This window comes from Curvibacter cyanobacteriorum (assembly GCF_028649475.1).
Classification (GTDB): Bacteria; Pseudomonadota; Gammaproteobacteria; order Burkholderiales; family Burkholderiaceae_C; genus Curvibacter; species Curvibacter cyanobacteriorum.
Genome location: NZ_JAQSIP010000002.1, coordinates 330,892 through 353,675, shown reverse-complemented (window position 1 = coordinate 353,675; position 22,784 = coordinate 330,892). Strand labels below are relative to the sequence as shown.

The following is a 22,784-nucleotide window of genomic DNA, read 5'->3' as shown; positions in this document are numbered from 1 at the left end:
GCCATCGGACCATTGAAAGCCGAATGTACCGGGGCTCAATTTTTGAGCAGGCTCTCGACCTCGCCCGCCATCGGGATGCGGCCCTGCGCCAACAAGGCGCGGTGTTTGTCGAGGCGCTTGAGGTCGTAGAGGTAGTTGACCATCAGACCATAGGATTGCTTGAGCCCCTTGGGCGACGGATCACCGGCCCAGTTCAGGCGTTCCACGCGGGCACCATTGCCCAAATGGAAGCGGGCCACCGGGTCGAGCGGCTTGCCGTCCTGCATCTCGCGCCCCAGGTATTGGGCCGCGCATTGCAGCAAGAACTGGCGCGCCGGCGACTTGGCGTCCAGCGCCAAGGGCTTGTCCCAGGCGGCCAGCACATGCTCGGCCGAGGGCGGCTCGAAGCCCACCGCCCGCCCCAGGTCGCGCCGCGAGCGCTCGTCCAGGCGCTCCAGTTGGCCTGCCACCTGACGCCCCAGCCAGGCGCGCAGCCCCGGGATGGGCGACAGCGTGGCAAAGGTGCGCAGCTTGGGAAACTCGTCCTTGAGGGTCTCGACCACGCGCTTGATCAGCGAATCACCAAAGCTGACCCCGCGCAAGCCCACCTGGGTGTTGCTGATCGAATAGAAGATCGCGGTGGTGGCCTTTTGCAGGTCGGCCGCGGCGGCCGACTCATCGAGCAGGGGCACGATGTCGCTGGCGATTTCGTCGACCAGGGCTACTTCCACAAAAATCAGCGGCACATCGGGCAGCCGCGGGTGGAAGAAGCCGTAGCAGCGGCGGTCGCTGTCGAGGCGGTTCTTCACATCGGCCCAGCTCTTGATGTCGTGCACCGCCTCGTACTGGATCAGCTTCTCGATCAGCGAGGCGGGCGAATCCCAGCTGATGCGGCGCAGGTCCAGAAAGCCCACATCGAACCAGGTGGAGAACATGTACTCCATCTCCACGTCCAGGGCTTGCAGGCGCTTGTCGCTGCGCAACTGGGGCTGCATCTCCGCCCGCATGTCGACCAGAAACTGCACGCCGCCCGGGTAGACGCTGAAGCGCTGCAACAGGCGGCGGCGCGGCGACACGGTGGCGCGGCGGTAGTGCACCTCGGCCACGGCTTCGTCGGGGGTGCCGACCGCTGCGGCAAAGCGGGCTTGGGCCTCCTTGGCCTTGACCGGGTCGGCGACAAACATCTCGCTCATCAGCAACCACAGGTCGCGCCGGCGGGCGGGCGTGGCCCCGGCGTACCAGGCGGCCACGGCCATGGCGCGGCGCCCGCCCTCGACCTCGCTGACCCGCGAATCGATGATGCCGCGCAGCTCCTCGAGGGTGCGTCGCAGCATGCGGGGCGACAGTGCCTCATCGCCCTGGCGCAAGGTGGCCTCGAGGCGCTCGCGGGTGCTGCGCTGGGCCGATCGGCCGCGCGCTGCTGCGGGCGCGTTGGCCGGCGCGGCCGCCGCGCCAGAGGGTTCGGCGGTCTTGGCCGCCTTCGAGGCGGGCATGAGCTTGGAGACGCCGCGGCTGATCCAGGTCGGTGTGTTCATGCGAGGAGACTGCTTTTGTGTTGACGAGCCAGGTCGCGCAGCGCATCGCGCTGACGCAGAAGGTGGGTGCGCATGGCGGCTTCGGCGCCTTCGGGGTCGCGTGCCTTGAGCGCGGCAAACACCGCCAAGTGCTCGGACAGGCTTTGCTCGATGCGGCCGGTGGCCTGCAGCGACTGGAGCCGGGCCAGCTTGAGGATCTTGCGCAGGTCGCTGATCACCTGCGCCAGCCAGCGGTTGTTGGCCAGTTGGATCAGGGCCTCGTGGATGGCGTAGTTGGCGGCGTAGTACTCGGGGATCTGACGTGCCCGGGCGTGCTGCTCCAGGCGCTCGTGCAGCACGGCCAAAGCGCGCAGGTCGGCGTCATTGACCTGGCGGGCCGCCTCATAGGCACAGCGACCTTCAAGCAGCGCGATGACCGGAAAAATCTCGTCCAGGTCCTGCTCGGTGACCTCGTTGACAAAGCAACCGCGGCGCGGCTCGTGCCGCAGCAGGCCCTCGGCCGTCAGCACCTTGAGCGCCTCGCGCAGTGGGGTGCGCGAGATCTGCAGGCGCTCACACAGCGCGACTTCATCAAGGAAGGTGCCTGGCGGCAACTCACCCGCAAAGATGTGCTCGCGCAGGCGGTCGGCCACCTCGCTGTGCAGCGACTGCGACATGGCCCTCATGGGCGCCCCTCGGCCACGCGCGTGGCCAGAATCGTCACCCGGTCCCCGCCGCATACCGGCCCGGTCCCACACGGGGGGCAAGACTCAGCTGGCCCGAGGGGGCCTGCGAGTTGGGGGGCTGCGACACGGTAATTTTTCATAATTACGGATAATTATGGCGATTTGCGCGGCACTGGCAAGGACATCCCCACCGGTATTTACCCTCAGCCCCCCGCCCTCAAGCTCAGGCCGGCCGGCCTGGGGCGCAAGCCCAGCGCAGGCGCGCCGAAGCACCGCGGTGTTGATCCGCCTCTTAAGCCAGATGGGACAGATGGGGCGTTCAGCCCGCGTGCATGCCGGGTGCGGCCTCAACCGCCCCGGCGACCAGGTATGGACTCAGCGCTGCACAGCGGCGGCCCCGCGCTGGGCCCAGCCCCAGATCACCGCCCCGGCCAGCACCATCGGCACGCACAGCCACTGCCCCATGCTCATGCCCAGCGACAGCAAGCCCAGGAAGGCATCGGGCTCACGGAAGTACTCGGCCGTGAAACGCAGCAGGCCATAGCCGATCAGGAAAGCCCCCGACACCTCCCCCAGGCGGCGCGGTTGACGCGCGTACAGCCACAGCAGCACAAACAGCAGCAGCCCCTCCAGCAAGAACTGGTAGACCTGCGAGGGGTGACGCGGCAGCAGCGAACCGCTTTGCGGGAACACCATGCCCCAGGGCAGGTCGGGCGGGCTGAAACGGCCCCACAGTTCGCCGTTGATGAAGTTGCCCACGCGGCCCGCCGCGAGCCCGGTCGGCACGCAGGGCGCGACCAGGTCGGTCACTTCCAGCCAAGGCCGGTGGCGCGAGCGGGCGTACCAGATCAGGGCCACGGTGACCCCCAGCAGGCCACCATGAAAGCTCATGCCCCCGGTCCAGATCTGCAAGATCTCCAGCGGGTGGCTGAGGTAGTGCAGCGGCTTGTAAAACAGGCAGTAACCCAGGCGCCCCCCGAGCACCACCCCCAGCACGCCGTAGAACAAAATGTCCTCGATGTCGCGGCGGCTCCAGGCGCGGTCGCCGGTCATGCCGACATAGGGCGGGTGTTGCAGGCGGCGCAGGCCCAGCAACATGAACAGGCCAAAGGCGGCCAGGTAAGTCAGCCCGTACCAATGCACGGACAGGGGCCCCAGCTGCAAGGCCACGGGGTCAATTTGCGGGTAGGTCAGCATGCGCGAGATTGTGCCCGCAGAACGCGACCCCGCTGTGACAGGCCATGCCTGCGCCCCCCGCGGCCTGTCTGCCCAGTACTCCCCACAGCGGCATAGCGGCATAGCGGCATAGCGGCATAGCGGCATAGCGGCACAGCGGCACAGCGCGACAGTGGCAGCAGGCTTCAGCCCGCAGCGCCCGCCGAGGCCACCAAGCGCCCCGGCGGCGCGCAGGCGGCAAAGCAGGCCACCACGGGCGAGGGGACCGCGCTGGGCCACAGCAGACTGGTCTCGCAGGCCGGCACCAGCGGACGCCGACGCTCGGCCAGCGCGTGGTAGACCACGCCCTCACGCCGGAACTGCGTCACGCTGCGCGGCACCCAGGCCACGCCCAGCCCGGCCGACACCAGGTTGATGATGGTCTGCATCTGGATCGCCTCCTGCACCACTTGCGGGCTGCGCCCCTGGGCGTGGTAGAGACCAAAGACCGCATCGTGCAAGGACGGCACGATGCGGCGCGGAAAGATCACCAGGGGTTCATCCAGTGCGCGCGCCAGGAACCGGCTGTCCGACAGGCTGGCCGCCTCACTCACCAGGGGGTGCTGGGCCGGCAGTGCCAGTACCAGGGGCTCGGCACTGACGCGGCGACAGGCAAAGCCCGGCGGCGCAAAGCCTGGCGAATGCAACATGAAGCCCGCGTCCAGCTCGCCGCGCTCGAAAGCCTGCAACTGCACGTCGCCCGTGGCCTCGATCAGTTCAAGCTGCACCTGCGGGTACTGGGTTCGAAACGCCTGCACCCAGGCAGGCAACACATCAAAACCGATGGTCGACACAAAGCCCAGGCGCAGCAAGCCGGTCTGGCCCTGGGCCGCGGCGCGGGCCCGCCAGGGCAGCTGCTGCGCCCGCGCCAGCAGGCCCTGCACGTCCGCGAGGATGGCCTGGCCCGCGTCCGTGAGCTTGACGCTGCGCCGCGTGCGGTCGAACAGGCGCACCTGCAATGTGGCCTCCAGCTGGGCAATGGCCTGGGTCAACGGGGGTTGGGTCATGTGCAGGCGCTGGGCAGCACGGCCAAAGTGCAGTTCTTCGGCCAGCACCGCAAACTGGCGCCAAACCCGCAGCTCGATGGGGGCTTCTTTCATATGCACAGCATATTAATTGATCGAAAAACAGGATTAGAAAGAATCAATCACCCAAGGCATACTTCAGCCCACGCCGGCCCACGCATCCGAGGCCGGCACAGCCGAAAGAGACGCCCCCATGGAAACCAAACCGATCCAGATCAACCGCCGCTCGGCCAACATCACCGAAGGCAAGTCGCGCGCCCCGAACCGCTCCATGTACTACGCCATGGGCTACGAGGAAGGCGACTTCAAGAAGCCGATGGTCGGCGTGGCCAATGGCCACAGCACCATCACGCCCTGCAACTCGGGCCTGCAGAAGCTGGCCGACGCGGCCATCGCGGGCATCGAAGAAGCGGGCGGCAATGCCCAGGTCTTTGGCACCCCGACCATCAGCGACGGCATGGCCATGGGCACCGAAGGCATGAAGTACAGCCTGGTCAGCCGCGAAGTGATCTCGGACTGCATCGAAACCTGCGTGCAAGGCCAGTGGATGGACGGCGTGCTGGTGGTTGGCGGTTGCGACAAGAACATGCCCGGCGGCCTGATGGGCATGCTGCGCGCCAATGTGCCAGCCATCTACGTGTATGGCGGCACCATCCTGCCGGGCCGTTACCAGGGCAAGGACCTGAACATCGTGAGCGTGTTCGAAGCCGTCGGTGAAAACGCCGCCGGCAAGCTCAGCGACTTCGACCTCAAGGAGATCGAAAAGCGCGCGATTCCCGGCACCGGTTCCTGCGGCGGCATGTACACCGCCAACACCATGAGCTCGGCCTTCGAGGCCCTGGGCATCTCCCTGCCCTACTCCTCGACCATGGCCAACCCGCACGACGAGAAGATGAACTCGGCCAAGGAATCGGCCAAGGTGCTGATCGAAGCCATCAAGAAGGACATCCGCCCGCGCGACATCGTGACCCGCAAGTCGATCGAGAACGCCGTGGCCGTGATCATGGCCACCGGGGGCTCGACCAACGCCGTGCTGCACTTCCTGGCCATCGCCCACGCCGCGGGCGTCGAGTGGACCATCGACGACTTCGAGCGCGTGCGCCAGAAGACCCCGGTGCTGTGCGACCTGAAGCCCAGCGGCAAGTACCTGGCCGTGGACCTGCACCAGGCCGGCGGCATCCCGCAAGTCATGAAGGTCCTGCTGAACGCCGGCCTGCTGCATGGCGACTGCCTGACCATCAGCGGCAAAACCATCGCCGAAGTGCTGGCCGACGTGCCCAACGAGCCGCGCGCTGACCAGGACGTGATCCGCCCCATCAACAACCCGATGTACGAACAGGGTCACTTGGCCATCCTGAAGGGCAACCTGAGCCCCGAAGGCGCCGTGGCCAAGATCACCGGCCTGAAGAACCCCGTCATCACCGGCCCGGCCCGCGTCTTTGACGACGAGCAATCGGCACTCAAGGCCATCCTGGACGGCAAGATCCAGGCCGGCGACGTGATGGTGCTGCGCTACCTGGGCCCCAAGGGCGGCCCGGGCATGCCCGAAATGCTGGCCCCCACGGGCGCCCTGATCGGTGCCGGCCTGGGCGAGAGCGTCGGCCTGATCACCGACGGCCGCTTCTCGGGCGGCACCTGGGGCATGGTGGTGGGCCACGTGGCGCCTGAAGCGGCCGCGGGCGGCACCATCGCCTTCGTGAACGAAGGCGACAGCATCACCATTGACGCGCACAAGCTGGTCTTGGAGCTGAACGTGCCGGAAGCCGAATTGGCCAAGCGCCGCGAAGGCTGGACCGCCCCCGCACCGCGCTACACCCGTGGCGTGCAAGCCAAGTTCGCCTTCAACGCCGCCAGCGCCAGCAAGGGCGCCGTGCTGGACAACTTCTGACTCCCTGACCGCGCCACAAGCGCGCGGCCCGGCCAGATCCGCCCCGCCCAATGGTCGGGCGGCCCTGGTCAAATCAAAGCCCGTCAGGCCTGGCCTCGACGGGCTTTTTTTGGGGCCTCTGAACGCCCCGCTTGGCGCCGCGGGGCGTACTTCAGGCGTTCAGCCCCACAGGCTCACGCCGTGGTGCGGCGTGCCAGCAAGGTCAGCAGCAAGGCCACCCGGGCTTTGACGGCATTGAGGCCCTCAGCGATGGGCCACGGCGAGGCCCCGCCTTCGAGCACGGGTCCGCCCACACAGCGGGTGCTGCGCCACACCAACACCCCCGCCTCGGCAGCGCGTTGCAGCGCCGCCTCAAGGGCCTCGTGCACCGTGCCGTTGCCCGTGCCCGCGATCACCAGGCCCGACAGCCCCTGGGCCACCCAGGCATCGATGGCGCGCTCGGTGGCACCTGCATGGCTGCTCAGCACCGCCACCCAGGGCCAGTCCTGCACCGGCTGCGCCAGGGCGGCGGCCAGCGCCTCGGGGGCGGCTGCCTGGTGGGGCCGTGCCGTGCGCCGGTGCCACACAGGCCGGCCTTCGAGCACCTGGCCCAGGGGCCCCTCATCGCCCGAGGCGAACGCATCGGGTCGGTAGGTGTGCACCTTCTGCACGCCCACCGGGTCATGGATCTGCCCCGCACACACCACCACCACGCCGCGGGCCGATGGGTCGGCCGCCACGGCCAGCGCGTCGACCAGGTTCTGCGGGCCGTCGGACAGCAGGGCCGTGGCGGGGCGCATCGAGCAAGTCAGCACGACCGGCTTGCTGTCACCGAGCAAGGTGTGCAAAAAGAACGCGGTCTCTTCGAGCGTGTCGGTGCCGTGGGTGATGACGATGCCGCGCACACGCTCATCGGCTTGCGCCGCGTGGACCCGGGCCAGCAACTGCTGCCAGGTCGCGTGGTCCATGTCCTTGCTGTCGAGCTGGGCCACCTGCTCGGCCTGCACCGTCAGGCCCTCGGGCACAGGCAAGCTGCCAAGCAGGTCGCTGACGCTGCGCTGAGCGGCCCGGTAACCGACGTTGTCATGCTGGCTGCCGGCTTCGCCCGCGATGGTGCCCCCGGTGCCCAACACAAGCAGGCGATCGGCTTTTGGAGAGGTGACTTGCATTTCGTAAAAAACTGGTCAAAAATACAGTTACTGGATATTCAAACAGCCCTCAGGAGGCGCGATGATGGACATGCCCCAGCTCACAGTGAAGCTCACCGCAAGACAGCAACAAATTCTGGAACTGATCCAGAACGCCATCGCCCGCACGGGCGCCCCACCCACCCGGGCCGAGATCGCCTCGGAACTCGGCTTCAAGTCGGCCAACGCCGCTGAAGAGCACCTGCAAGCCCTGGCCCGCAAAGGCGTGATCGAACTGGTCAGTGGCACCTCGCGCGGCATCCGCCTGCGCGGCAACAGCCTGCGCCAGCTCAACCAGTCGCGGGACCCGCAGTTCTCGCTGCCCCTGCCCAGCCTGAGCCAGCTGGCGCTGCCCCTGATCGGCCGGGTGGCCGCAGGCTCGCCCATTCTCGCGCAGGAACACGTGGACCAGACCTATTACGTCGAAAACAGCCTGTTCCAGCAAAAGCCCGACTACCTGCTCAAGGTGCGGGGCATGTCGATGCGCGACGTCGGCATCATGGACGGCGACCTGCTGGCGGTGCAGTCCACCCGCGAAGCCAAGAACGGCCAGATCATCGTGGCCCGACTGGGCGAAGAAGTGACGGTCAAGCGCTTGCACCGCACCGCCGATCACATTGAACTGCTGGCCGAAAACCCCGATTTCGCGCCCATCATTGTCCAGCCCGACGAACCCTTCGAAATCGAAGGCCTCGCGGTCGGCCTGATCCGGAACTCGATGCTGATGTGATTCAGCAGCCCTGACCAGGTGGCGGGCGTTTGAGGCAAATCCGGATTTGCCAAACAACCCTGGTCTGTGGCGACACCTTGAATCCTGCCTGTGTTCAACCCCTGAATCGAACTGGAGTTTCACATGGGAAAGGCATTTTCTGCCGCGTCGCGCCTGCTCGCCCCGCTGGGCCTGCTGTGGGACCAATGGCGGCCCACGCACTTGAACAGCGCCCCCGGCCAGCCCCCGCGTCCTCAGGCGGACCGCGCGGTCTTCCAGCCCCCTGCCACCGGCCCTTTGGCGGCCGAGGCCCAACGACCGGTCAATGGCCTGCGGGTCGAACCGCCCGCTGACTCGCCCCGGGTCGCCGCCTGGGAGGCCCCCAACACGCCAACGTCCAGCGCCCCTCAGCCCCCCGCCGGCTCGCTGGTCAGCGGTGCCCACGGCCACCTGGCCAGCCCGGCCTTGTCCCTGTCGGCCCGCGAGGGCGCCCAGGCCCGACCGCTGCGCGTGCTGCGCATCCGCGAGCAACGCCAGTCCAGCCGCCATGCGGGCCGCCTGGTGATCTCGGGCCGCATGGCCGATGTGTGCGCCGAACTCGAGCGACTGGCCAATGCCCACCCTGGTCTGCTGCACTGAACCTGCCGTCACAGGGCCCCAGGCCCTGGCGTCCGGGCCCTGAGGGCGCTCAGCAAGCGCTCGACAGAGGCTCCATGTCGTTCGATGGACGCCCGGCGGGCGCTCAGCGGCAGGGGACGCTGCCCTTGAGCGGGCGCTCGGTCTGCCAAGGCTTCAATCCGGCACTGAACTGTTGCCAGACCGATCGGAATCCGACTTTGACCGTCTGTTCAGACGCTTGGGCCGCCCCTCCCCGCACCGGAGCGCCAACTAGGCCACGCCAGGCTGGCCCGGATGGCGATGGGGGCAGCGCAGGCAAGGCACAATCAGGGGATGAACATTGTGATCCTCGATTGCAATGTCCCCCTCGGAGAATTGGGCTGGTTTTTACAAAACTGCGCCAAAACCTACGCCGATTTTTGAGGGACTGAGAAAATGGAACCGGGATTCAGAATCTACGCCGCTCACACCGGCGCGGACAACAATGCGGCCAACGGCTGCGCCTCCTTTGCTCCTCGGGCCGCGGTTGAGGGCTGCAGCAAGGGCTGAGGATGCAAATCATCGTCTACCGCCTTCGCTCCGGCGGCCACCGAATCCCAGGCGCTGATCCGACCCTTCGCCATGCGCTGCGCGGGGATCTCCAGCTCGTTCCCGCTGACGTAGGAGAGACCAGGCGCCGCGCCCGTCTGCTGGGCCCGGATGGCCGGGACCTTACACAGCCGCTGGAGTATGCGTCCGTCAAGCAGATCCGCGGTGAGGCCATGCAGCTCTCGGGGGTTGAGATCACATCAAGGACCACAAAGGGCCGCGCCACAAAGTGGGCTCAGACTTGGCTGTGCGTGTGGGATGAGTCCGTCGCCCTGGCGTTGCTCTCCAAGATCCAAGTCAGGCCCAACGATGCATTCAGCCCGGAGTATGACGACGAGGACTGAGCCTCAAACGAAAAAGGGCCCGCGCGCTGCGAGCCCTTTCAGGGATTGGGAGGTGGAAGATCAAGCCTCAGATCGAGGGGCACAATCGCCAAGTGCTGAACATGCGGCGCCCTTCAACCCGGCGGGCCATTCCCACGATCCGCTCTCGATCACCCGTCAACTTGGCCGGCGGTCGGCCCAAGCGCTGGATGAAGTCGAAGCTCGGCTGGTGGAAGACCGCCACAGCGCCGGCCACCAGGGTGCTGATCGCGGCGACAGCCCGGCCGGAGGCGTCGACAACGGCGCAAGCGAAGGCCGCGGCGGCCGCCAGCACCAGAGAGAACATGGAACGGAACGAGGAACGCATCATGGAGAACTCCTTGGGTTGTTTGCTGCGGCTCACAGCGGGAAGCCCTGGCCATCGCGGGCAATTCGGTGGAGCGCTACTTGTTTGAGGGGAGCTTGGGCCAGGCCTCGATCAGGGTGAGGACATCACTTGCGTGGCCGTCAGCTTTTGCTGCCAGTCCCTGATATTCCCGCTGGCACTGGTCGAATAGCTGGTTGACGGCAAGGGCGTACTCAAGGACGGCACCGGCGGGAGCGCTGGCGAGGCGGCGAGCGGCGTCGGCGTTCTGGTCGCGCAGCCGGTCAGACTCAGCGCGAGCACTGTCAACATCACGGCGCAGGGCCGCTTCACGGGTTCGGGCAGCATTGAGGGCTCCTTCGTAGCGGGTGGTGATTGCGCGCTCTTCGGCCAGGGCCTTTTCCCTTGCGTCGGCCTCGGCAGTGGCTTGGGCCAGCCGGATCTCCGACACCTCGGCGGCGCGGCGGGTGTCTTGGAAGGTCCAAGACCCCAGGCCGGCCAGTACGGCGCCGACGATGAAAGCGATCAGGTTGGTGCTCATTTGCGCCCCCAGGTAAGGCAAAGCTCCATCTCGACCGAGCGGCGATCCACCAGGCCATCCAGCGTGATCAGCACGCCATTGACGCGGCTCTTCACCCACTTGATGAGCTCGCGGCAGCCCGCATCGGTCTGGCCGCTGTTGAACAGGCGGCGCATCGTTGAGCTGGCCAGGTTGCCCTCGCCGGCGTTGTAGGTGAAGTCCACCAGGGCGGCCTGCTGGAAGGGGTTCAGACGGTCGTAGACCACGATCTGGCGCTTGGTCGCCGCCTCAGCGATAGCCAAGTGCTTGCGCTCCAAGGCCTCACACTCGGCTGTCGTGTAGGTCTTGCCGGGGATCACTTCTGGCCCGGTCACCCCATGGCAGACGGTCCAAATGTTGGCTGGGTCAAGGTAGGGCACCAGGGGGCGCCGGTCGCTCGACTCGAAATGCGACTGCAGCACGGCCACGATGGCCAGCGTCCCACCGGCAGCCGCCTTGGCCAAGCGGGAGCGAAGGATCTCGTTCATGGCTTGTGCAGCGGGGGGTGGCCCGTCTTCCATGTGATCCAGAGGGAGTACAGGGCCGCGCAGCAGCTCGCAATTGCAGTAAAGGGCATGGCGAGCTTTCCGATCCAACCCAGCACCTTGAAAGCGCTCTTGAAGGCCTCAAAGAACTCCACGATGTCGCGCGTCGAATCGGCATTCTTCTGGGTCAACTCGGTGTTTTTCCCCAGCGACTGCACGACTTCGGCCAGGGCGGCTTCGATCCTGCTCATGCGGGCGTCACCATCGTCAAGGCGGTCCTGGACCTGCTGGTCTGGGGCCTCGCAGACCGGGCAGACATGGGGGCTGTCCTGGGTGCCCTGAGCGGTGGTTTCGTGCGTCATGAGTGAATCTCGGTGCGTGTTCAAGCTGCACACGAGTTTCTGAGGGGTGACGGGAAAGTCGAAACCTGAAGGGGGGGGTTAGTCTTTCGGTTTGATAGTGCGACGGGCCTGAATGTCCTCGATCATCGCCTCGGCCAGATCCTCAGCGAACTCGCCAGCATCGTCTTCAATGCGGCGCCCAGCGCGCACGAAGCACCACGCCATCAGGACCAGTAGCAGGGCCCATCCGCCGATGAACCAGACCCAAGCACTCATTCGATCGCCACCGCGGCCGCAAAGGCCTGGCAGTCCTCCAAGGTTGGGGGTGTCAGGTCTGGCCAGCGGGCAGCATAGTCTGCGGCGCAGGCCGCGTGCAGCAGTTCCGGCTTCGCTTGCATCGCCAGGGCCTGCTGCTTGAACTCAGGCGTGCAGAGGCTGGAGCAGGTGAGCACGTCGCCGTAGATGGGCGTTTCGTCCTTGTTGTAGCCGGTGACTTGGCGGCGGAAAGACTCGGCGCCGCCAACATCGGGGTCCAGAGCCCGACCAATCGCTGCGGCAATGGTCTCGAAGCCCAGCGGCAGGGTCATGCGGATTTGCTCGGTGTAGGGGGTCATTGTCAGAACCTCACGCTGTTGGGGACGGGGCCGGTCTGTGCCGCAACGAAGCGCTCTAGCATCAGCAGCTCGGCGTCGGTGAGTGTTCCACGAATAACAATCCCATCGAAAAACAAACCAAAGAGGCTGCTCCCCGACGCATTGATCGTAAATCGCGCACCAACGGACATCGTGTTTGCAACAGATGCCCCCAACACGGTTGTGTCTGTACCCTTCGTAATCCCGTTGATCCTCAAGGAGCGGGTATTACCAACTTTGCGACCTGTAATAACGACGGGGGCGTTTAGTACGGGTGTGTCATTCACGATGGTTACTTGCGCACCCGCGTCATCTTTCCATATAGCCCGTGGAATAGACCCGGAGGGGGAGAAGCTGACTTCCACAAAGCCCTGACCTGCGTTACCAATGCAAAGCACACTCTTGGATGCAGTATCGCTAACCCTATTGATAGCCGACGCAATCAGTATGTGATCTTCCGAAGGCTGGAACGGAGCCGCTGCGAGCAGAACTCTATTACCGTCAAACTCAAGCGCGTAGTTTCCCAGCGCCGAGCTAGCCGCCACGGTCGTGGTCAGAGGGATACCACCTTGGGCTCGAATTTCGTCCGGTGTAAACACGCCGACAAACGCACCAGGTCGCCAGACGAGTAGGTCCGCACCACTAGTAGGACTACCGAAGTCAAAACGCGTACCAGTTGCGAAACTAGACGCACCTGGGGTCACGGGACGCCAATCAGTTGTGGCCGTACCTTGGATACTCGCGGAACCGTTCCAAAACTGGTAAGTTTGGCTGCTTCCCGTATTACTTTTTACCCACACCATTTGTGTGAATTGGGTATTTGCAGAGATGGACAACCCTTGTATCAGGGCTCCGTTAGCCGCATTCACCTGGACCCGCGCAGCCGTGGTTGTGCCATCCGGCGCGGTTGCATAGTTGTTCGTGACGGTCACGTTGTTATTTGAGTTCCACGACGCGCTATTTAGAACTCCGTTACTCAGTAGGGTGTTCAACACACCCCGGCGCAACACCGGTTTGTTGGCGCCGGTGGCCTGGGTCGCATTCTTGCCAGGGGCTTCGACTGTTCCAAGGCCATCGCTTAAGAACCCGACAGGGCTGTCCACCGCTGTAGCGATAGTGTTCGCGCTGTCTTGAGCCGTGTTGAACCAAAGAGCGCCCGGTCGTCTCACACCGTCCGGCCCCAGAGTCCCAGCGGTAGGCGTCAGGCTGGCATTGGTGATCCAGTGCGAGCCATCAGGGTTGGCAACACCAGGCAGCAGGGCCACCGCTCGGTCCCCGAGACGTCGCAGCAGCGCGTACCCGGCGCGCCGATCATTGCGTTGTTGTCGTAGCAGCAGCGTCATGCCAGTGCCCGGGTGACGATTTCGAGCAGGCGCTGGGCAGCTTGGGTGGTGCTCGACCGGAATCGCACATACCTCCAGGGCAACAGCGCTTGCACATCGACTGCATACGCAGCACCAGCTACCGGCGAAGAAATGACCCCGGTGGCCACGCCGCTGGAGTCGTATGCGGTGCGCCATGTGGAGCCATCCTCGGACACCTCAATGGTCAGGGCTGCAGCGGTCCAAGCGGCCGGCATTGCGATGCCGATCAGCGAGTTGTTGCCGAGGTCCAGGTTCGACGTGACGCTATTGCCAGCCAGAATCGGAACTTCAATGACAGACCGAATCGCCTCGGATGTGATGATGCTTCGCCCGTCGTTGTCAGCTAATGGGTAGACGAACTGGTTCTGGGGAGTTCGATGGTTGCTCATGCTGGGCTCCTGCAATGCGGTCAAGCCGCAAATGAGTGCAGTGTTCCCGCGCGCCCCAAGATCCAGAAACCCAACAGGGGGGACAGCCGTTTCCCGGCCGCCCGCCCTGCCCTTACATCCCCTCGCGCACCTGGGCGTTTTCGCGGCGCATCTCGGCGCGCATGGCCTTCGGGGCGGTGTCTGCGATGCGCTGATCCTTGGATTTGCCCATCTCTCGGACCTTCTTCATGATGGCCGGCATGTTGGGCGAGATCCGCTGATCCGGGTTCTTCTCGTTCCAGTCGGCCAGAGCATCGCGGGCCTCGGCAACCATGTCCGGGTCTTTCTCGAAGATCCCGCGCGCCCACTTGGCCCGGATCTCAGCGGCGTTGATCGCGTAGAAGTTCTTCTCGCGCTGGTGGATCGCATTGGCCTCTTGGATCTTGGCAACGCTGCCGGGCTGAAAGCCCAGTGCCTTGGAAAAGGCCTCGCCGGGAGTGGTCTGGATGACGTTGTAGCCCTTCGCATCGCGGTAGGCCCCAGCGTTGAGCATGTCGACACCCTTAGCCAGGTTGCTTGCAGCCTTGGGGGCGATGGTGAGGGCAGCGTTGCCAATGTCGCCGGTGATGGCTTGGCCTGCGGCTTGGTCTTCATCCCAAGGGCTTCCAGGGGGCCACCTCGGGCTGTGGGTACTCGCGCCGGCGTTGGTATTGCTCCAGCTCGCGCAGTTGTTGGCGGCGCAGTTCCCTGGGCTTGGGCGGCCGGCCTTGTGAGTTCAGTGGTGGGGATTGTCGGATTGCCATCTGATGATGGTCGGCCGATCCAGGCCACCAGGGAATCCGAAACGGGGGTCAGGGCTTCGGGTTGCCTTCGGTGGCGCGGTAGGTGGCGGTGGTCTCGCTGATATTGGCAAGCGCCTCAGGGTTTTCGCGCTGGAGTTTTGCTAGCCAGGCAATGCCATCCATTGCTCTCTTTGCCTCCCGGCTTGCGCTCTGCCTCGCGTACGCAATCAACTCATTGAAGGCGAACTCATACCGGGCCGTACCAACCTTGTGGCCCAAGGCCTTCACCACTTCCTCAACCATCTCTGCCAGCTCAACCTCAAAGGTATCGCCAAGTTGGACAGAGCCGCCAGGCTGGAAGGTCTGCTGCAAGCGGTGAACGATCTCCGCGTTCATGCTGCGCTGATTGCTCTTAGCTTCTGAGGCGATCTGGTCGCGCATCCCATCGGGCAACCGAACGATGAACCGCTCTTGGATCTCGCTGGGAAAGGGTTTCTTGCTCATGGGCCGATGGTACTGGCGACTTGGAACATTTTTTATATTCCTAGTTGACATCATTCCGAGTTGGCATTAAATTTCGATCATGCCGAGTTGGCATAAAGGAAAGATCAATGCAGCACAAAGCAAACCCAGATAGAAGCCAGACGGCGGCATACCCGCTGCGCTTGCCCCAGCCATTGAAGGCGCACTTGATGCAATCCGCATCACAGAACCAGCGAAGCCTCAATGGCGAGATCGTCTTCCGCCTCGAACAGAGCCGAACTCAACAGCTTTCCAACCAGCCCCAGAAAGGCCAGCAATGAGCAAGAGATTGACCCTCCAACCCAGCGTGTTCATAGACACCGAATCCGACATCGCAAGTGCCGGATTCGAAATGGCGAAAGAGGCCTGGTTCAAGACCGGCGAAGGTCTGAGTCAGGCGGAAGCGGCCGCCCTCTTCGCTGAAGGCGCCATCGCCCATTCGATGGAAACCGATGGCAACCTGCCGGAGTTCCTTTTCGGCAGCGCGCAATTCTTCCTTGAAGTGGCCGGCAAACCCGTGTTTCAGGAGGTCAAGGCATGAGCACCCCGATCACCATCACCGGCCCAGCGTTGATCGCAACCATGACCAGCCGCGAGATCGCGGAGCTGACTGGTAAGGAGCACAAGCATGTGCTGCGGGACATTCGCAACATGCTGGATGAGCTCGGAAAAGATGGTCCAGTTTTGGACCACCCCCAAGAAGACAAGGATGCACGCGGTTACACCACCTGCTTCCACCTGAACCGTGAGTTGACGGACACGCTTTTGACTGGCTACAGCATCGTCGCCCGCAACAAGGTGATCCGGCGCTGGCATGAACTCGAGACAAAAGCGAAGCAAGATCAATTTTTGACACTGCCTCCGGCGGTCGCATCCCAGGTCGGCGGCATCGTCAAAGCTGTCGTTCACAAGGAGCTGGCAGCAATGATCCCTGAGCTGATCCAGGCGGAACTGTCCAAGAAGCAAACCAGCCTCCGTCATGGCGAGACCGCCGGTCAGATTTGGCGGCGCCATGGCCTGCCGCAACTGAAGAACGCGTCGCGCATGTTGAGCATCTGGCTTGTGAAGCATGGTGCTTACACGAATGGCCAAGCCGAAGTCGGTGGCGTGACTTCCAAGCTGTTTGACCCAGACCTGGCCGACAAGGCGATGCGCGAGGGGGTTCGGGAGTTGTGCTGGCGGTACGCCGCCGAACGTCAAGGCCAGATGTTGATTGAGTTCAGCCACGCACCAAAAAAGCATGGGCCGGGCCAAGCCATCCCACTTGATGCGATCCGTCAATCGCGCAAGCAGCGCGAAGCAAACGAGATTGGCAATGCGCTCTGAAAGACGAAACCCCTGAGCAAGTCGAAGTGCTCAGGGGCTTCTGGATCCCCAAACTCACTACTGAAAAGGAATCGTGCCATGAAATGTAATGCACACCCTCAGGCCCGGGCAACCACCCCAGGTCACACCCCCGATCAAGTCCAGCTTCATGCGACCGCGGTCAATGCCTTGAATCGCTGTCTGCATGAGCTGCGCAGCCAGTCCACGTCCTACAAGCTGGCTAGCGATCACGCTGCCGCCGCAATGTCCGCAATCCGGGTGTTGGCCCAAGCTGTGGAGGTGCACTGATATGCCGAAACCCAGCTATATCAGCAAAGCCTCATGCGTCACTTGGGATGAGAAGAAAGCGATTGAGGCCGACGGCGCGATCAATTACTTCGATGTCAAACCCCAGGACTACACCAGCGGGAACCTCACTGGCCTGGAGTTGGTTGGGGAACTGGCCACACTTGCGGCGCAATCCAGCGAAAGCTGCCATCTAGGCATCGTCGAGATCATCGCCGCGGCTGTGCACATCAGAAGTCAGCGCGACAACAAGGAGTTCTCTAACCGTGGTGCGGCCGTCGGATTCATTGTGAATTTCGAAGAGTTGTTTGTCCAAATGTGCAAAAACTTCGACTTTGTACCGTTCTTCGAAGAAGTCAGTGCCGCACATGCTGAGGCTCTGGATCTGGAAGTGAAGCAGCTCAAGACAAAGTCGGCAGCGTTCCTCGCCCGCCTTAAAACCGGAAACTTTGGAGATGGGCGCAAATGACCAGATCCACCAACGCGCGCGAGAAGGGTGCCTGTCACCAACTGCAACCAGCACCAGATCTGCCACGATCGGCAACCGAGGTGGCCGAACTCCTTGAGCGAAAGGCGCAACTCCGAAAGGAGTTTGCGCAAGTCTGTTCACAACTTCAATCCATTTGGCCAACTGCCCGGAGGTGATCATGAAGGTCCTTGACCGCATCCAAGTCGTTAAGAGCATCGTCCACAACGTACTCTCGAAGTGGAAATTCATCCCCCAGGTCGATGTTGTGGAGAAGCCATCAGACCTACCTGTGAAGGCGCCCGAGGATGCTGCGGGGCTCTATTGGAAGAATCGTGTCTACATCGTGGCGAAACAGCCATTGACCGGTGTAGCCAAGACGGTGGCCCATGAAGTGATTGCCCATTTCGGTCTGCGGCATCTGCTCAAGAGCCGAAAGCAGCGCTTCCTCGCGGCCCTAAGTGAAACCCTGCAGAACAAGCGCGCCGGCCCCTTGAAGAAGATGCGCGACGTGGTCAAGCGCACCTATGCCAACAAGCACGGCCGCCTCACCTTGAAGCCTTTACAGGCGGCTGAGGAAGTTGCAGCCTATGCCGTCGAGCGTGAGGCGCACCCATTCACAGGTGAATTCACGCCCAAGAAGACCAAGCGGCGCGTAACCTTTGCCAAGGTCAAGCAGATGCTGAACCGGCCTGCGGGAAAGGTGAAAATCGGTCACGCCCACCTTGTAGCCACGCTCAAAGCAGCGGCACAGTTGGTTCGCAAGGGATGCGGAGCGGCGGCGCGAAGGGTGCGAGGGATCCCTGGAGCTGGGGCATCAAGAGCTCACGTCCTGCTGGGAAGAATGCATCGCCAGCGGCGCGCGCCCAATGCGCGATCAAGCTTTTGAATCGCGGCCCATGGGAATACCAAGGGCGCCCCGGACTACCCAGCCGATAGCCCACGCTGCAAGCCAGAAAGCAGCCAGTCCAATCCCAGCAGCCCGGACAACCTCAAAGAACCAGCGGCGCTTCTCGGCTGAGATTAGAGATTCGGCGTAGGCCCTGTCCTCTGGGGTGATGGCGGACTCTTTAAACCAATGAGGGGCGTATTTTTGGCCCGGCTGTGGTGGTCTCACAGGCAGGCTGGCAATCAACTCGGCTGTGCTCATCGTTGAGTAGTCAACTGGAGGCGCGCCGGTTGACTGAGGTGGCACCGCCCGGACCGGTGGGAACTTGTCCCGGCAAGGATAGGCGAGGAAATATCCGTTCCTGACCGTCACGCGGATTGAGTCCATGTACTCGGTTGTGCAGTTCGGATCTATACGGCCCGGCCCGCTGAATTTGAGCCAGACGCTTGGCTCGTAGCTGAAGAACAGAACCCCGGCGATCAAGACGCCGATTGCCGAAACCACGATGCCAAGCCGCCTTGCGGCTGAGAAGATGTTCATGACGCCCCCACTGAATTTTTTGGGCATTTTGCATCACAGCTGGTTGGCGGGTACATTGGTGCCCGTGAGCGGACTCCTCATCTACAAAATCGTCCTCGTGACCTTGCTGGTCGGCAAAGCCTTTTGGGAAGGCTTTGAACGTGGCATCAACGGTCAAGACTCGGATTCGCAAGAACGGGAAAAGCGCGACCGAAATTAGCCGCCGCTGGCAGCTCGCGCATTCTTTCGAGGGCGCTCTTCTTCTCCGCTTTGGTCATCAGTTTGGCCGCCACCTGCGGGTCCAGCATAGCCTCAGCCAAGCGGTTCTCCACCATCTCATTAGCCCGCGCATAGGGCAGGCGCATGACGTTACCCACCAGCGATTTGATGGGTGTAGCGTTCCCCGCCGAGCCGAGCAACCCGTTGATCATTTGATCCCCAGCCAGATTTTGTACCGTGTTGGATCCCACGGCCCGGCCTGCGTTGTTGGCCAGCGTTGCCGCGTTCAGGTCGGCCTGCAGGTTGCGCAGCACCTGAATCTGCTCTTCTGTCAGCTTCTTTTTCAGCTCGGGCAGCTTATTTTTCAGTTGGTTGTTGAGCATTGCAGGCGAGATGATCGGTCTGCCGGCCGTGTCCACAGTCCCGGTCTGAATGGACTTAAAGACATCCTGGAGCGCTTTCATCTGCTCAATGGGCTTGGACATGTCGGCATAGGTCGACAAATACCCTCTCCAAGAGGGGGCCGCCTGGCCGACCGCTGCGGATTGGGCGCCTGCCAATTGACTTTGAGGTGCACCAAGGCTCGTCCCGGAAGCCATCGGAACTCGGTTTGAGGCCATGTCGATGGCATCATCAATCATGCCTTTGATGCCGATGAGCTGGCCGCTTGCGTACTTGAGGTTGCCGGACTCGCCTTGCAGTTTCCCGCCCAGGATGTCGTTAAGGTCCTTGCGCAAGGCGTATAGCGCGCGGGAGTCGACCGAGCCGTTAACACTGACCTCGTTGAGCTGCTTCTTGAAGTCACGAATCGCCTTGCGCGAAAGCAGCCCCGCGTTATTTGGGTCTTTCAGCATTGCATCAAGTTGAGCCTGCATTGGTTTTGCATCCAAAACGCCAGCGCGGGCAAGCACATCTTCTCGCATCGCAGCGGTGGCGGCGTCTCGGGCCTCTTCAGCCAAAGATATCTTGCCCTCGTTCCCTGCAATGGCTTCAAGCGCAGCGGTGCGTGCTGCGTTCTGGTCGGCCGTGCGTGCCGCCATGTCAGAGGCAAAGGAAGGGCTTTTGTTGATCAGTCCACGCTGCAATCCAGAAAGGCCGACATCTCCCGATGCTGCCGCAGCGGTTGGAATTGAGCCTGGAATCACCTCCGAAGCTGCACGCATAGCCGCCGCAGCTGCGTCTGGGTCTGTGGCCATCGAGCGCATGGTTTTGCCAACAATGCCATCCTGACCGCTGCGGGTGAACGGGGCCACCGCTGCGCCCACGGCCTGGCCAACGCGACCAGCGCCAGAAACGAGCGCAGGCAGCGCTGCCCCAATGCCGGCACCCGCGTCAACGGTCGAGGGGTCAACTGCAGCAGAAGTCAGCCCGCCATTGATCGCGCCACCCGCCATTCGAGTGGCGACACCAGCACCAGAGCCTCCAATGCCGCCCGAAGCAATCGCATCGCCAAGGGCTGCCGCCCCTTTGGGTAGAGCGCCGACAGCCGCCCCGCCCTTCACCAAGGCGCCCGCAGCGCCGCCGATAGGCGCGGTGGCCAGCACTTGACCGCCCACCCGGCCAATACTGGCCGCGGTGCTGTCGCCGTACCTTTGCTCGAAGGCCTGAGCGCCGGCCGCGTCCGATGCCTTGATGCGGTCAGCCTCCTTGGTGCCCATCAGTGAGTCAAACCCCGATGCCAGCGCGTGGGCGCCGGTGTCGATCACATCCTTGACGCCGCGGGCCAAACCCATTCCAGCCCCCTCAAGGATCCCTGGGTTGCCGCCGGCGGGCTTGCGCGCAGGCAGTGCAGCCAGAAGATCATCGTCGCTCATCTTGGAATAATCCCGTGACGGCGTTGCAGATGGCTGCGGGGATGCTGGCGGGCCAGCGGTTACCCCCATGACGGGGACGGACGCTGGAGGGGTAGAAGGGGGCGGGGTCAGCATTCCCCCCTGGGCAAGGGTGCGCTGCAGAGCCCGTTGCCCGGTTGGTGCGGTCGGCACCGGCGCAGAAGTTGGCGCGGCCGGGGCGGCATCGCGGCGAGGTAGTGACGCGAGAAGGTCAGCGTCAGACATGGACTCGTAGTTGGTCGGCATTTAGTACCCCATTTGCTTGAGAGCTGCTGCAATGGCTGGATTGCTTGCGGCGCGGCGCTGCAATTCAGACAAATGGCCAGGGTCAACCTGCTGCGCCGGCGCGGCCGATGCGGGCGCCTGGACTTGAGGCGTTGGGCTGGCGGTTGTTGGGGCAACCACTGGCGCTACAGCCTGGGGAACCGCCTGCGGCTGTGGCTCTTGTTGACGAAGGCCTGATCTGGCTTCGAGTGCCTTGAGGTATACCTCTTGAGTCGCATACTTCTGGTCCCGCACTTCCTTCGAGTCACCCATTCGAGGCGTCAGTTCCGCAATCTTCTGCAGCGCCTCGTCCTTGTTGACGCCTGCACCAGTGGCAGCGCGCAGCGCGGCTTCGGCAAAGGAGCTGGCTGCTTGGTTGTACTTCTGACGCTCGGGCGACATGATGTAGTTGCCCACCGATGCCAGCCCGGGAAGCGATGCAACAGCATCTCCAAAGCCCGGCGTGTCCGCACCCTTCTTCGCCGCCGCTGCATCGATCATGTTCTGCCGAGCACTCTGGGCCTGAGCAAGCCAGCCTCGGGCCTTGGCTTGGTCCTCAGTCGGCTTGTCAAGCGATGCCGGGCCGCCAGGGATAGGTTGGAGACTTCTACCATCAGGCGCCCATTGATAGCCAGCCGGCGCGCCTTGCATTCGATTGGAAGCGGACAACAGAGCGCGGCGATCATCGCCCGCCTCTTTTAAGAGCGTCCGTTGTGTTTCGCCCTGATCGCGGAATTGCGTCAGGCCGGCAGTCAGTGCATTGGAGGCATTGGCACGGGCGGTTTGCCCAAGTTCAGCCATGCGGGCCCGCGCAGTCTGGCCAAAATCGGTCATAGCCGTGCGTCCGGTGCTCGCATCCTCGCGCTCGGCCTGCATTTGCCGGTTTTGCAAGAAGGCCAGTTCTGCGGCGCCACGGGCAGCCGTAGGTGCGTGGATCGAAGAGGCCGCGGTGGCGGCGTTGTCCAGTGCCTTCTGCGCCGACCATGGGTCTTTCTGAAGAGAGACCCCAAGCGGCTGTTGAGCAGGGTTGCTGGCCGTGGACTGCGTGACGCGAGCGAGCGACTCGGCAGCGGAGAGGTCTGAGAGTCGCTGTGCGGCTGTCTGGCCTTGGGCCGAGATCACCCCACCCCCACCTCGACCGCCCAAGATCTCGGCGCCAGGGCCGATGTTCGATCCGCTGTAGGTCTTGGTTGTGGCGTCAAAATTGACGGGAGATGCCATAACCTGTGCCGCCGATGATGCTGGACTTGGTTGCTTTGTCGCTTGAAACGGCGCGCTCATTGCAGGCTCGTTGGTCTGGACCCTTGCTGCGTTCGCGCCCCCATAAGGGTTAGCCGTCGCACTTGGAGCCCCCCCCGGCGGCTGGTTCATCACCTTGACCGCATCAATCGGCGGATTCACCGAGCCTCGCCCACCCCCTGCGCCTGGCGATGAGCTTTGGTTTCCCTGCTGCCCATACTGGATCATCCCGCCCCCGGCAGGCTCGAAGCGATTGGGGGCCTTGACCTGGGTGAATGGATTTTGAGTCTTGTCCTCCACCAGACCGCCATCGGCCTTGGCCTGCACCCCATCCTTGACCGCGGGCTTGCCGCTGGGGGTGTGGGTGGTATCAATCAAGGCCATGAGCTGGGCGGCGCCCACGGCCTTGACCGTGTCGACCGGCAGAACAACCTCGCCCGGGCTGAGTTTGGCCGTGACGTTGTCGGAGGTGGGCGAGCCCTTGCCTTTGACCATCCCGCCGTCGCGGTAGTGGGGCATGGACCCCATGAGTTTTGCTGCGCGCATGTTTGCCCCAATGGATTGCATGAGGCCATTCTTCGGGCGCGAGGCCCGGCAGCAAAACCCAACAGGGGGTC

28 protein-coding genes are annotated in these 22,784 nt (G+C 63.6%); 9 read left to right on the top strand and 19 right to left on the bottom strand.

Features of this window, described 5'->3' with window-relative positions; genetic code table 11:
• Positions 1-35: 35 nt before the first annotated feature.
• From PSQ40_RS05100 to PSQ40_RS05085, 4 genes are all read right to left on the bottom strand, one after another.
• Positions 36-1,514: a malonyl-CoA decarboxylase gene (locus PSQ40_RS05100; RefSeq protein WP_273949275.1), complete on the bottom strand. Its 1,479-nt coding sequence runs from the start codon at positions 1,512-1,514 to the stop codon at positions 36-38.
• Entirely contained in the window at positions 1,511-2,179 is a 669-nt protein-coding gene (locus PSQ40_RS05095) for a GntR family transcriptional regulator (protein WP_273949274.1), read from the bottom strand. The genes PSQ40_RS05100 and PSQ40_RS05095 overlap by 4 nt, the downstream gene beginning before the upstream one ends.
• Positions 2,180-2,554: 375 nt before the next feature.
• On the bottom strand, positions 2,555-3,376 hold the full coding sequence (gene lgt, locus PSQ40_RS05090) for a prolipoprotein diacylglyceryl transferase (RefSeq protein WP_273949273.1): 822 nt from the start codon (positions 3,374-3,376) through the stop codon (positions 2,555-2,557).
• Positions 3,377-3,540: 164 nt separating this feature from the next.
• On the bottom strand, positions 3,541-4,494 hold the full coding sequence (locus PSQ40_RS05085) for a LysR family transcriptional regulator (protein WP_273949272.1): 954 nt from the start codon (positions 4,492-4,494) through the stop codon (positions 3,541-3,543).
• Positions 4,495-4,612: 118 nt separating this feature from the next.
• On the opposite strand from PSQ40_RS05085, the gene ilvD reads away from it, so the two are divergent.
• On the top strand, positions 4,613-6,307 hold the full coding sequence (gene ilvD / locus PSQ40_RS05080; RefSeq protein WP_273949271.1) for a dihydroxy-acid dehydratase: 1,695 nt from the start codon (positions 4,613-4,615) through the stop codon (positions 6,305-6,307).
• A 173-nt stretch (positions 6,308-6,480) separates the two neighbouring features.
• Here the strand turns inward: ilvD and PSQ40_RS05075 are convergent, their stop codons facing one another.
• Complete coding sequence (locus tag PSQ40_RS05075) at positions 6,481-7,455, bottom strand: asparaginase (protein ID WP_273949269.1); 975 nt, start codon at positions 7,453-7,455, stop codon at positions 6,481-6,483.
• 64 nt (positions 7,456-7,519) lie between these two features.
• Between PSQ40_RS05075 and lexA the strand changes: the two genes are divergently transcribed.
• The 3 genes from lexA to PSQ40_RS05060 all read left to right on the top strand — a co-directional run bounded on the left by lexA (position 7,520) and on the right by PSQ40_RS05060 (position 9,732).
• Positions 7,520-8,203, top strand: a complete 684-nt coding sequence (lexA, locus tag PSQ40_RS05070; protein WP_409338547.1) for a transcriptional repressor LexA — start codon at positions 7,520-7,522, stop codon at positions 8,201-8,203.
• A 123-nt stretch (positions 8,204-8,326) separates the two neighbouring features.
• Positions 8,327-8,821 (top strand): hypothetical protein, encoded by a 495-nt coding sequence (locus PSQ40_RS05065; protein ID WP_273949267.1) that lies wholly within the window; start codon positions 8,327-8,329, stop codon positions 8,819-8,821.
• Positions 8,822-9,351: 530 nt separating this feature from the next.
• Positions 9,352-9,732 (top strand): hypothetical protein, encoded by a 381-nt coding sequence (locus PSQ40_RS05060; RefSeq protein ID WP_273949265.1) that lies wholly within the window; start codon positions 9,352-9,354, stop codon positions 9,730-9,732.
• A 67-nt stretch (positions 9,733-9,799) separates the two neighbouring features.
• Here the strand turns inward: PSQ40_RS05060 and PSQ40_RS05055 are convergent, their stop codons facing one another.
• From PSQ40_RS05055 to PSQ40_RS05005, 11 genes are all read right to left on the bottom strand, one after another.
• Positions 9,800-10,081: a hypothetical protein gene (locus PSQ40_RS05055; RefSeq protein WP_273949263.1), complete on the bottom strand. Its 282-nt coding sequence runs from the start codon at positions 10,079-10,081 to the stop codon at positions 9,800-9,802.
• Positions 10,082-10,154: 73 nt separating this feature from the next.
• Positions 10,155-10,616, bottom strand: coding sequence for a hypothetical protein (locus tag PSQ40_RS05050; protein ID WP_273949262.1), 462 nt, complete (start codon positions 10,614-10,616; stop codon positions 10,155-10,157).
• Complete coding sequence (locus PSQ40_RS05045) at positions 10,613-11,122, bottom strand: lysozyme (RefSeq protein WP_273949261.1); 510 nt, start codon at positions 11,120-11,122, stop codon at positions 10,613-10,615. Before PSQ40_RS05045 ends, PSQ40_RS05050 begins: the two co-directional genes overlap by 4 nt.
• Positions 11,119-11,481, bottom strand: coding sequence for a hypothetical protein (locus PSQ40_RS05040; protein WP_273949260.1), 363 nt, complete (start codon positions 11,479-11,481; stop codon positions 11,119-11,121). Before PSQ40_RS05040 ends, PSQ40_RS05045 begins: the two co-directional genes overlap by 4 nt.
• Before the next feature lie 78 nt (positions 11,482-11,559).
• The gene (locus PSQ40_RS05035) at positions 11,560-11,736 is read right to left on the bottom strand and encodes a hypothetical protein (RefSeq protein WP_273949259.1); all 177 of its coding nucleotides are present in this window, start codon (positions 11,734-11,736) and stop codon (positions 11,560-11,562) included.
• Positions 11,733-12,074: a hypothetical protein gene (locus PSQ40_RS05030; protein ID WP_273949258.1), complete on the bottom strand. Its 342-nt coding sequence runs from the start codon at positions 12,072-12,074 to the stop codon at positions 11,733-11,735. Before PSQ40_RS05030 ends, PSQ40_RS05035 begins: the two co-directional genes overlap by 4 nt.
• 2 nt (positions 12,075-12,076) lie before the next feature.
• Positions 12,077-13,435, bottom strand: coding sequence for a hypothetical protein (locus tag PSQ40_RS05025; protein WP_273949257.1), 1,359 nt, complete (start codon positions 13,433-13,435; stop codon positions 12,077-12,079).
• A complete protein-coding gene (locus tag PSQ40_RS05020; protein ID WP_273949256.1) occupies positions 13,432-13,845 on the bottom strand; it encodes a hypothetical protein in 414 nt (137 codons plus the stop codon). The genes PSQ40_RS05025 and PSQ40_RS05020 overlap by 4 nt, the downstream gene beginning before the upstream one ends.
• Positions 13,846-13,957: 112 nt before the next feature.
• On the bottom strand, positions 13,958-14,452 hold the full coding sequence (locus PSQ40_RS05015; protein ID WP_273949916.1) for a PLxRFG domain-containing protein: 495 nt from the start codon (positions 14,450-14,452) through the stop codon (positions 13,958-13,960).
• Positions 14,453-14,474: 22 nt separating this feature from the next.
• Positions 14,475-14,627, bottom strand: coding sequence for a hypothetical protein (locus PSQ40_RS05010; protein WP_273949255.1), 153 nt, complete (start codon positions 14,625-14,627; stop codon positions 14,475-14,477).
• A gap of 48 nt (positions 14,628-14,675) precedes the next feature.
• A complete protein-coding gene (locus PSQ40_RS05005; protein ID WP_273949254.1) occupies positions 14,676-15,110 on the bottom strand; it encodes an Arc family DNA-binding protein in 435 nt (144 codons plus the stop codon).
• A 107-nt stretch (positions 15,111-15,217) separates the two neighbouring features.
• On the opposite strand from PSQ40_RS05005, the gene PSQ40_RS05000 reads away from it, so the two are divergent.
• The 5 genes from PSQ40_RS05000 (at position 15,218) to PSQ40_RS04980 (ending at position 18,094) form a co-directional block, all read left to right on the top strand.
• The gene (locus PSQ40_RS05000) at positions 15,218-15,409 is read left to right on the top strand and encodes an Arc family DNA-binding protein (RefSeq protein WP_273949253.1); all 192 of its coding nucleotides are present in this window, start codon (positions 15,218-15,220) and stop codon (positions 15,407-15,409) included.
• Positions 15,410-15,417: 8 nt separating this feature from the next.
• Positions 15,418-15,669, top strand: a complete 252-nt coding sequence (locus PSQ40_RS04995; RefSeq protein ID WP_273949252.1) for a hypothetical protein — start codon at positions 15,418-15,420, stop codon at positions 15,667-15,669.
• Positions 15,666-16,454 carry a Rha family transcriptional regulator gene (locus PSQ40_RS04990; RefSeq protein ID WP_273949251.1) on the top strand — a complete coding sequence of 263 codons (789 nt, stop codon included), beginning with the start codon at positions 15,666-15,668 and terminating at the stop codon, positions 16,452-16,454. Before PSQ40_RS04995 ends, PSQ40_RS04990 begins: the two co-directional genes overlap by 4 nt.
• A gap of 289 nt (positions 16,455-16,743) precedes the next feature.
• Positions 16,744-17,208 (top strand): hypothetical protein, encoded by a 465-nt coding sequence (locus PSQ40_RS04985; RefSeq protein ID WP_273949250.1) that lies wholly within the window; start codon positions 16,744-16,746, stop codon positions 17,206-17,208.
• Positions 17,209-17,386: 178 nt separating this feature from the next.
• On the top strand, positions 17,387-18,094 hold the full coding sequence (locus PSQ40_RS04980; RefSeq protein ID WP_273949248.1) for a hypothetical protein: 708 nt from the start codon (positions 17,387-17,389) through the stop codon (positions 18,092-18,094).
• On the opposite strand, the gene PSQ40_RS04975 is transcribed toward PSQ40_RS04980, so the two are convergent.
• The 3 genes from PSQ40_RS04975 to PSQ40_RS04965 all read right to left on the bottom strand — a co-directional run bounded on the left by PSQ40_RS04975 (position 18,083) and on the right by PSQ40_RS04965 (position 22,734).
• Positions 18,083-18,661, bottom strand: a complete 579-nt coding sequence (locus PSQ40_RS04975; RefSeq protein WP_273949246.1) for a hypothetical protein — start codon at positions 18,659-18,661, stop codon at positions 18,083-18,085. The genes PSQ40_RS04980 and PSQ40_RS04975 overlap by 12 nt on opposite strands.
• A gap of 119 nt (positions 18,662-18,780) precedes the next feature.
• Positions 18,781-20,646: a hypothetical protein gene (locus tag PSQ40_RS04970; RefSeq protein WP_273949245.1), complete on the bottom strand. Its 1,866-nt coding sequence runs from the start codon at positions 20,644-20,646 to the stop codon at positions 18,781-18,783.
• 264 nt (positions 20,647-20,910) lie between these two features.
• Complete coding sequence (locus PSQ40_RS04965; RefSeq protein ID WP_273949243.1) at positions 20,911-22,734, bottom strand: hypothetical protein; 1,824 nt, start codon at positions 22,732-22,734, stop codon at positions 20,911-20,913.
• Between the last annotated feature and the right edge of the window lie 50 nt (positions 22,735-22,784).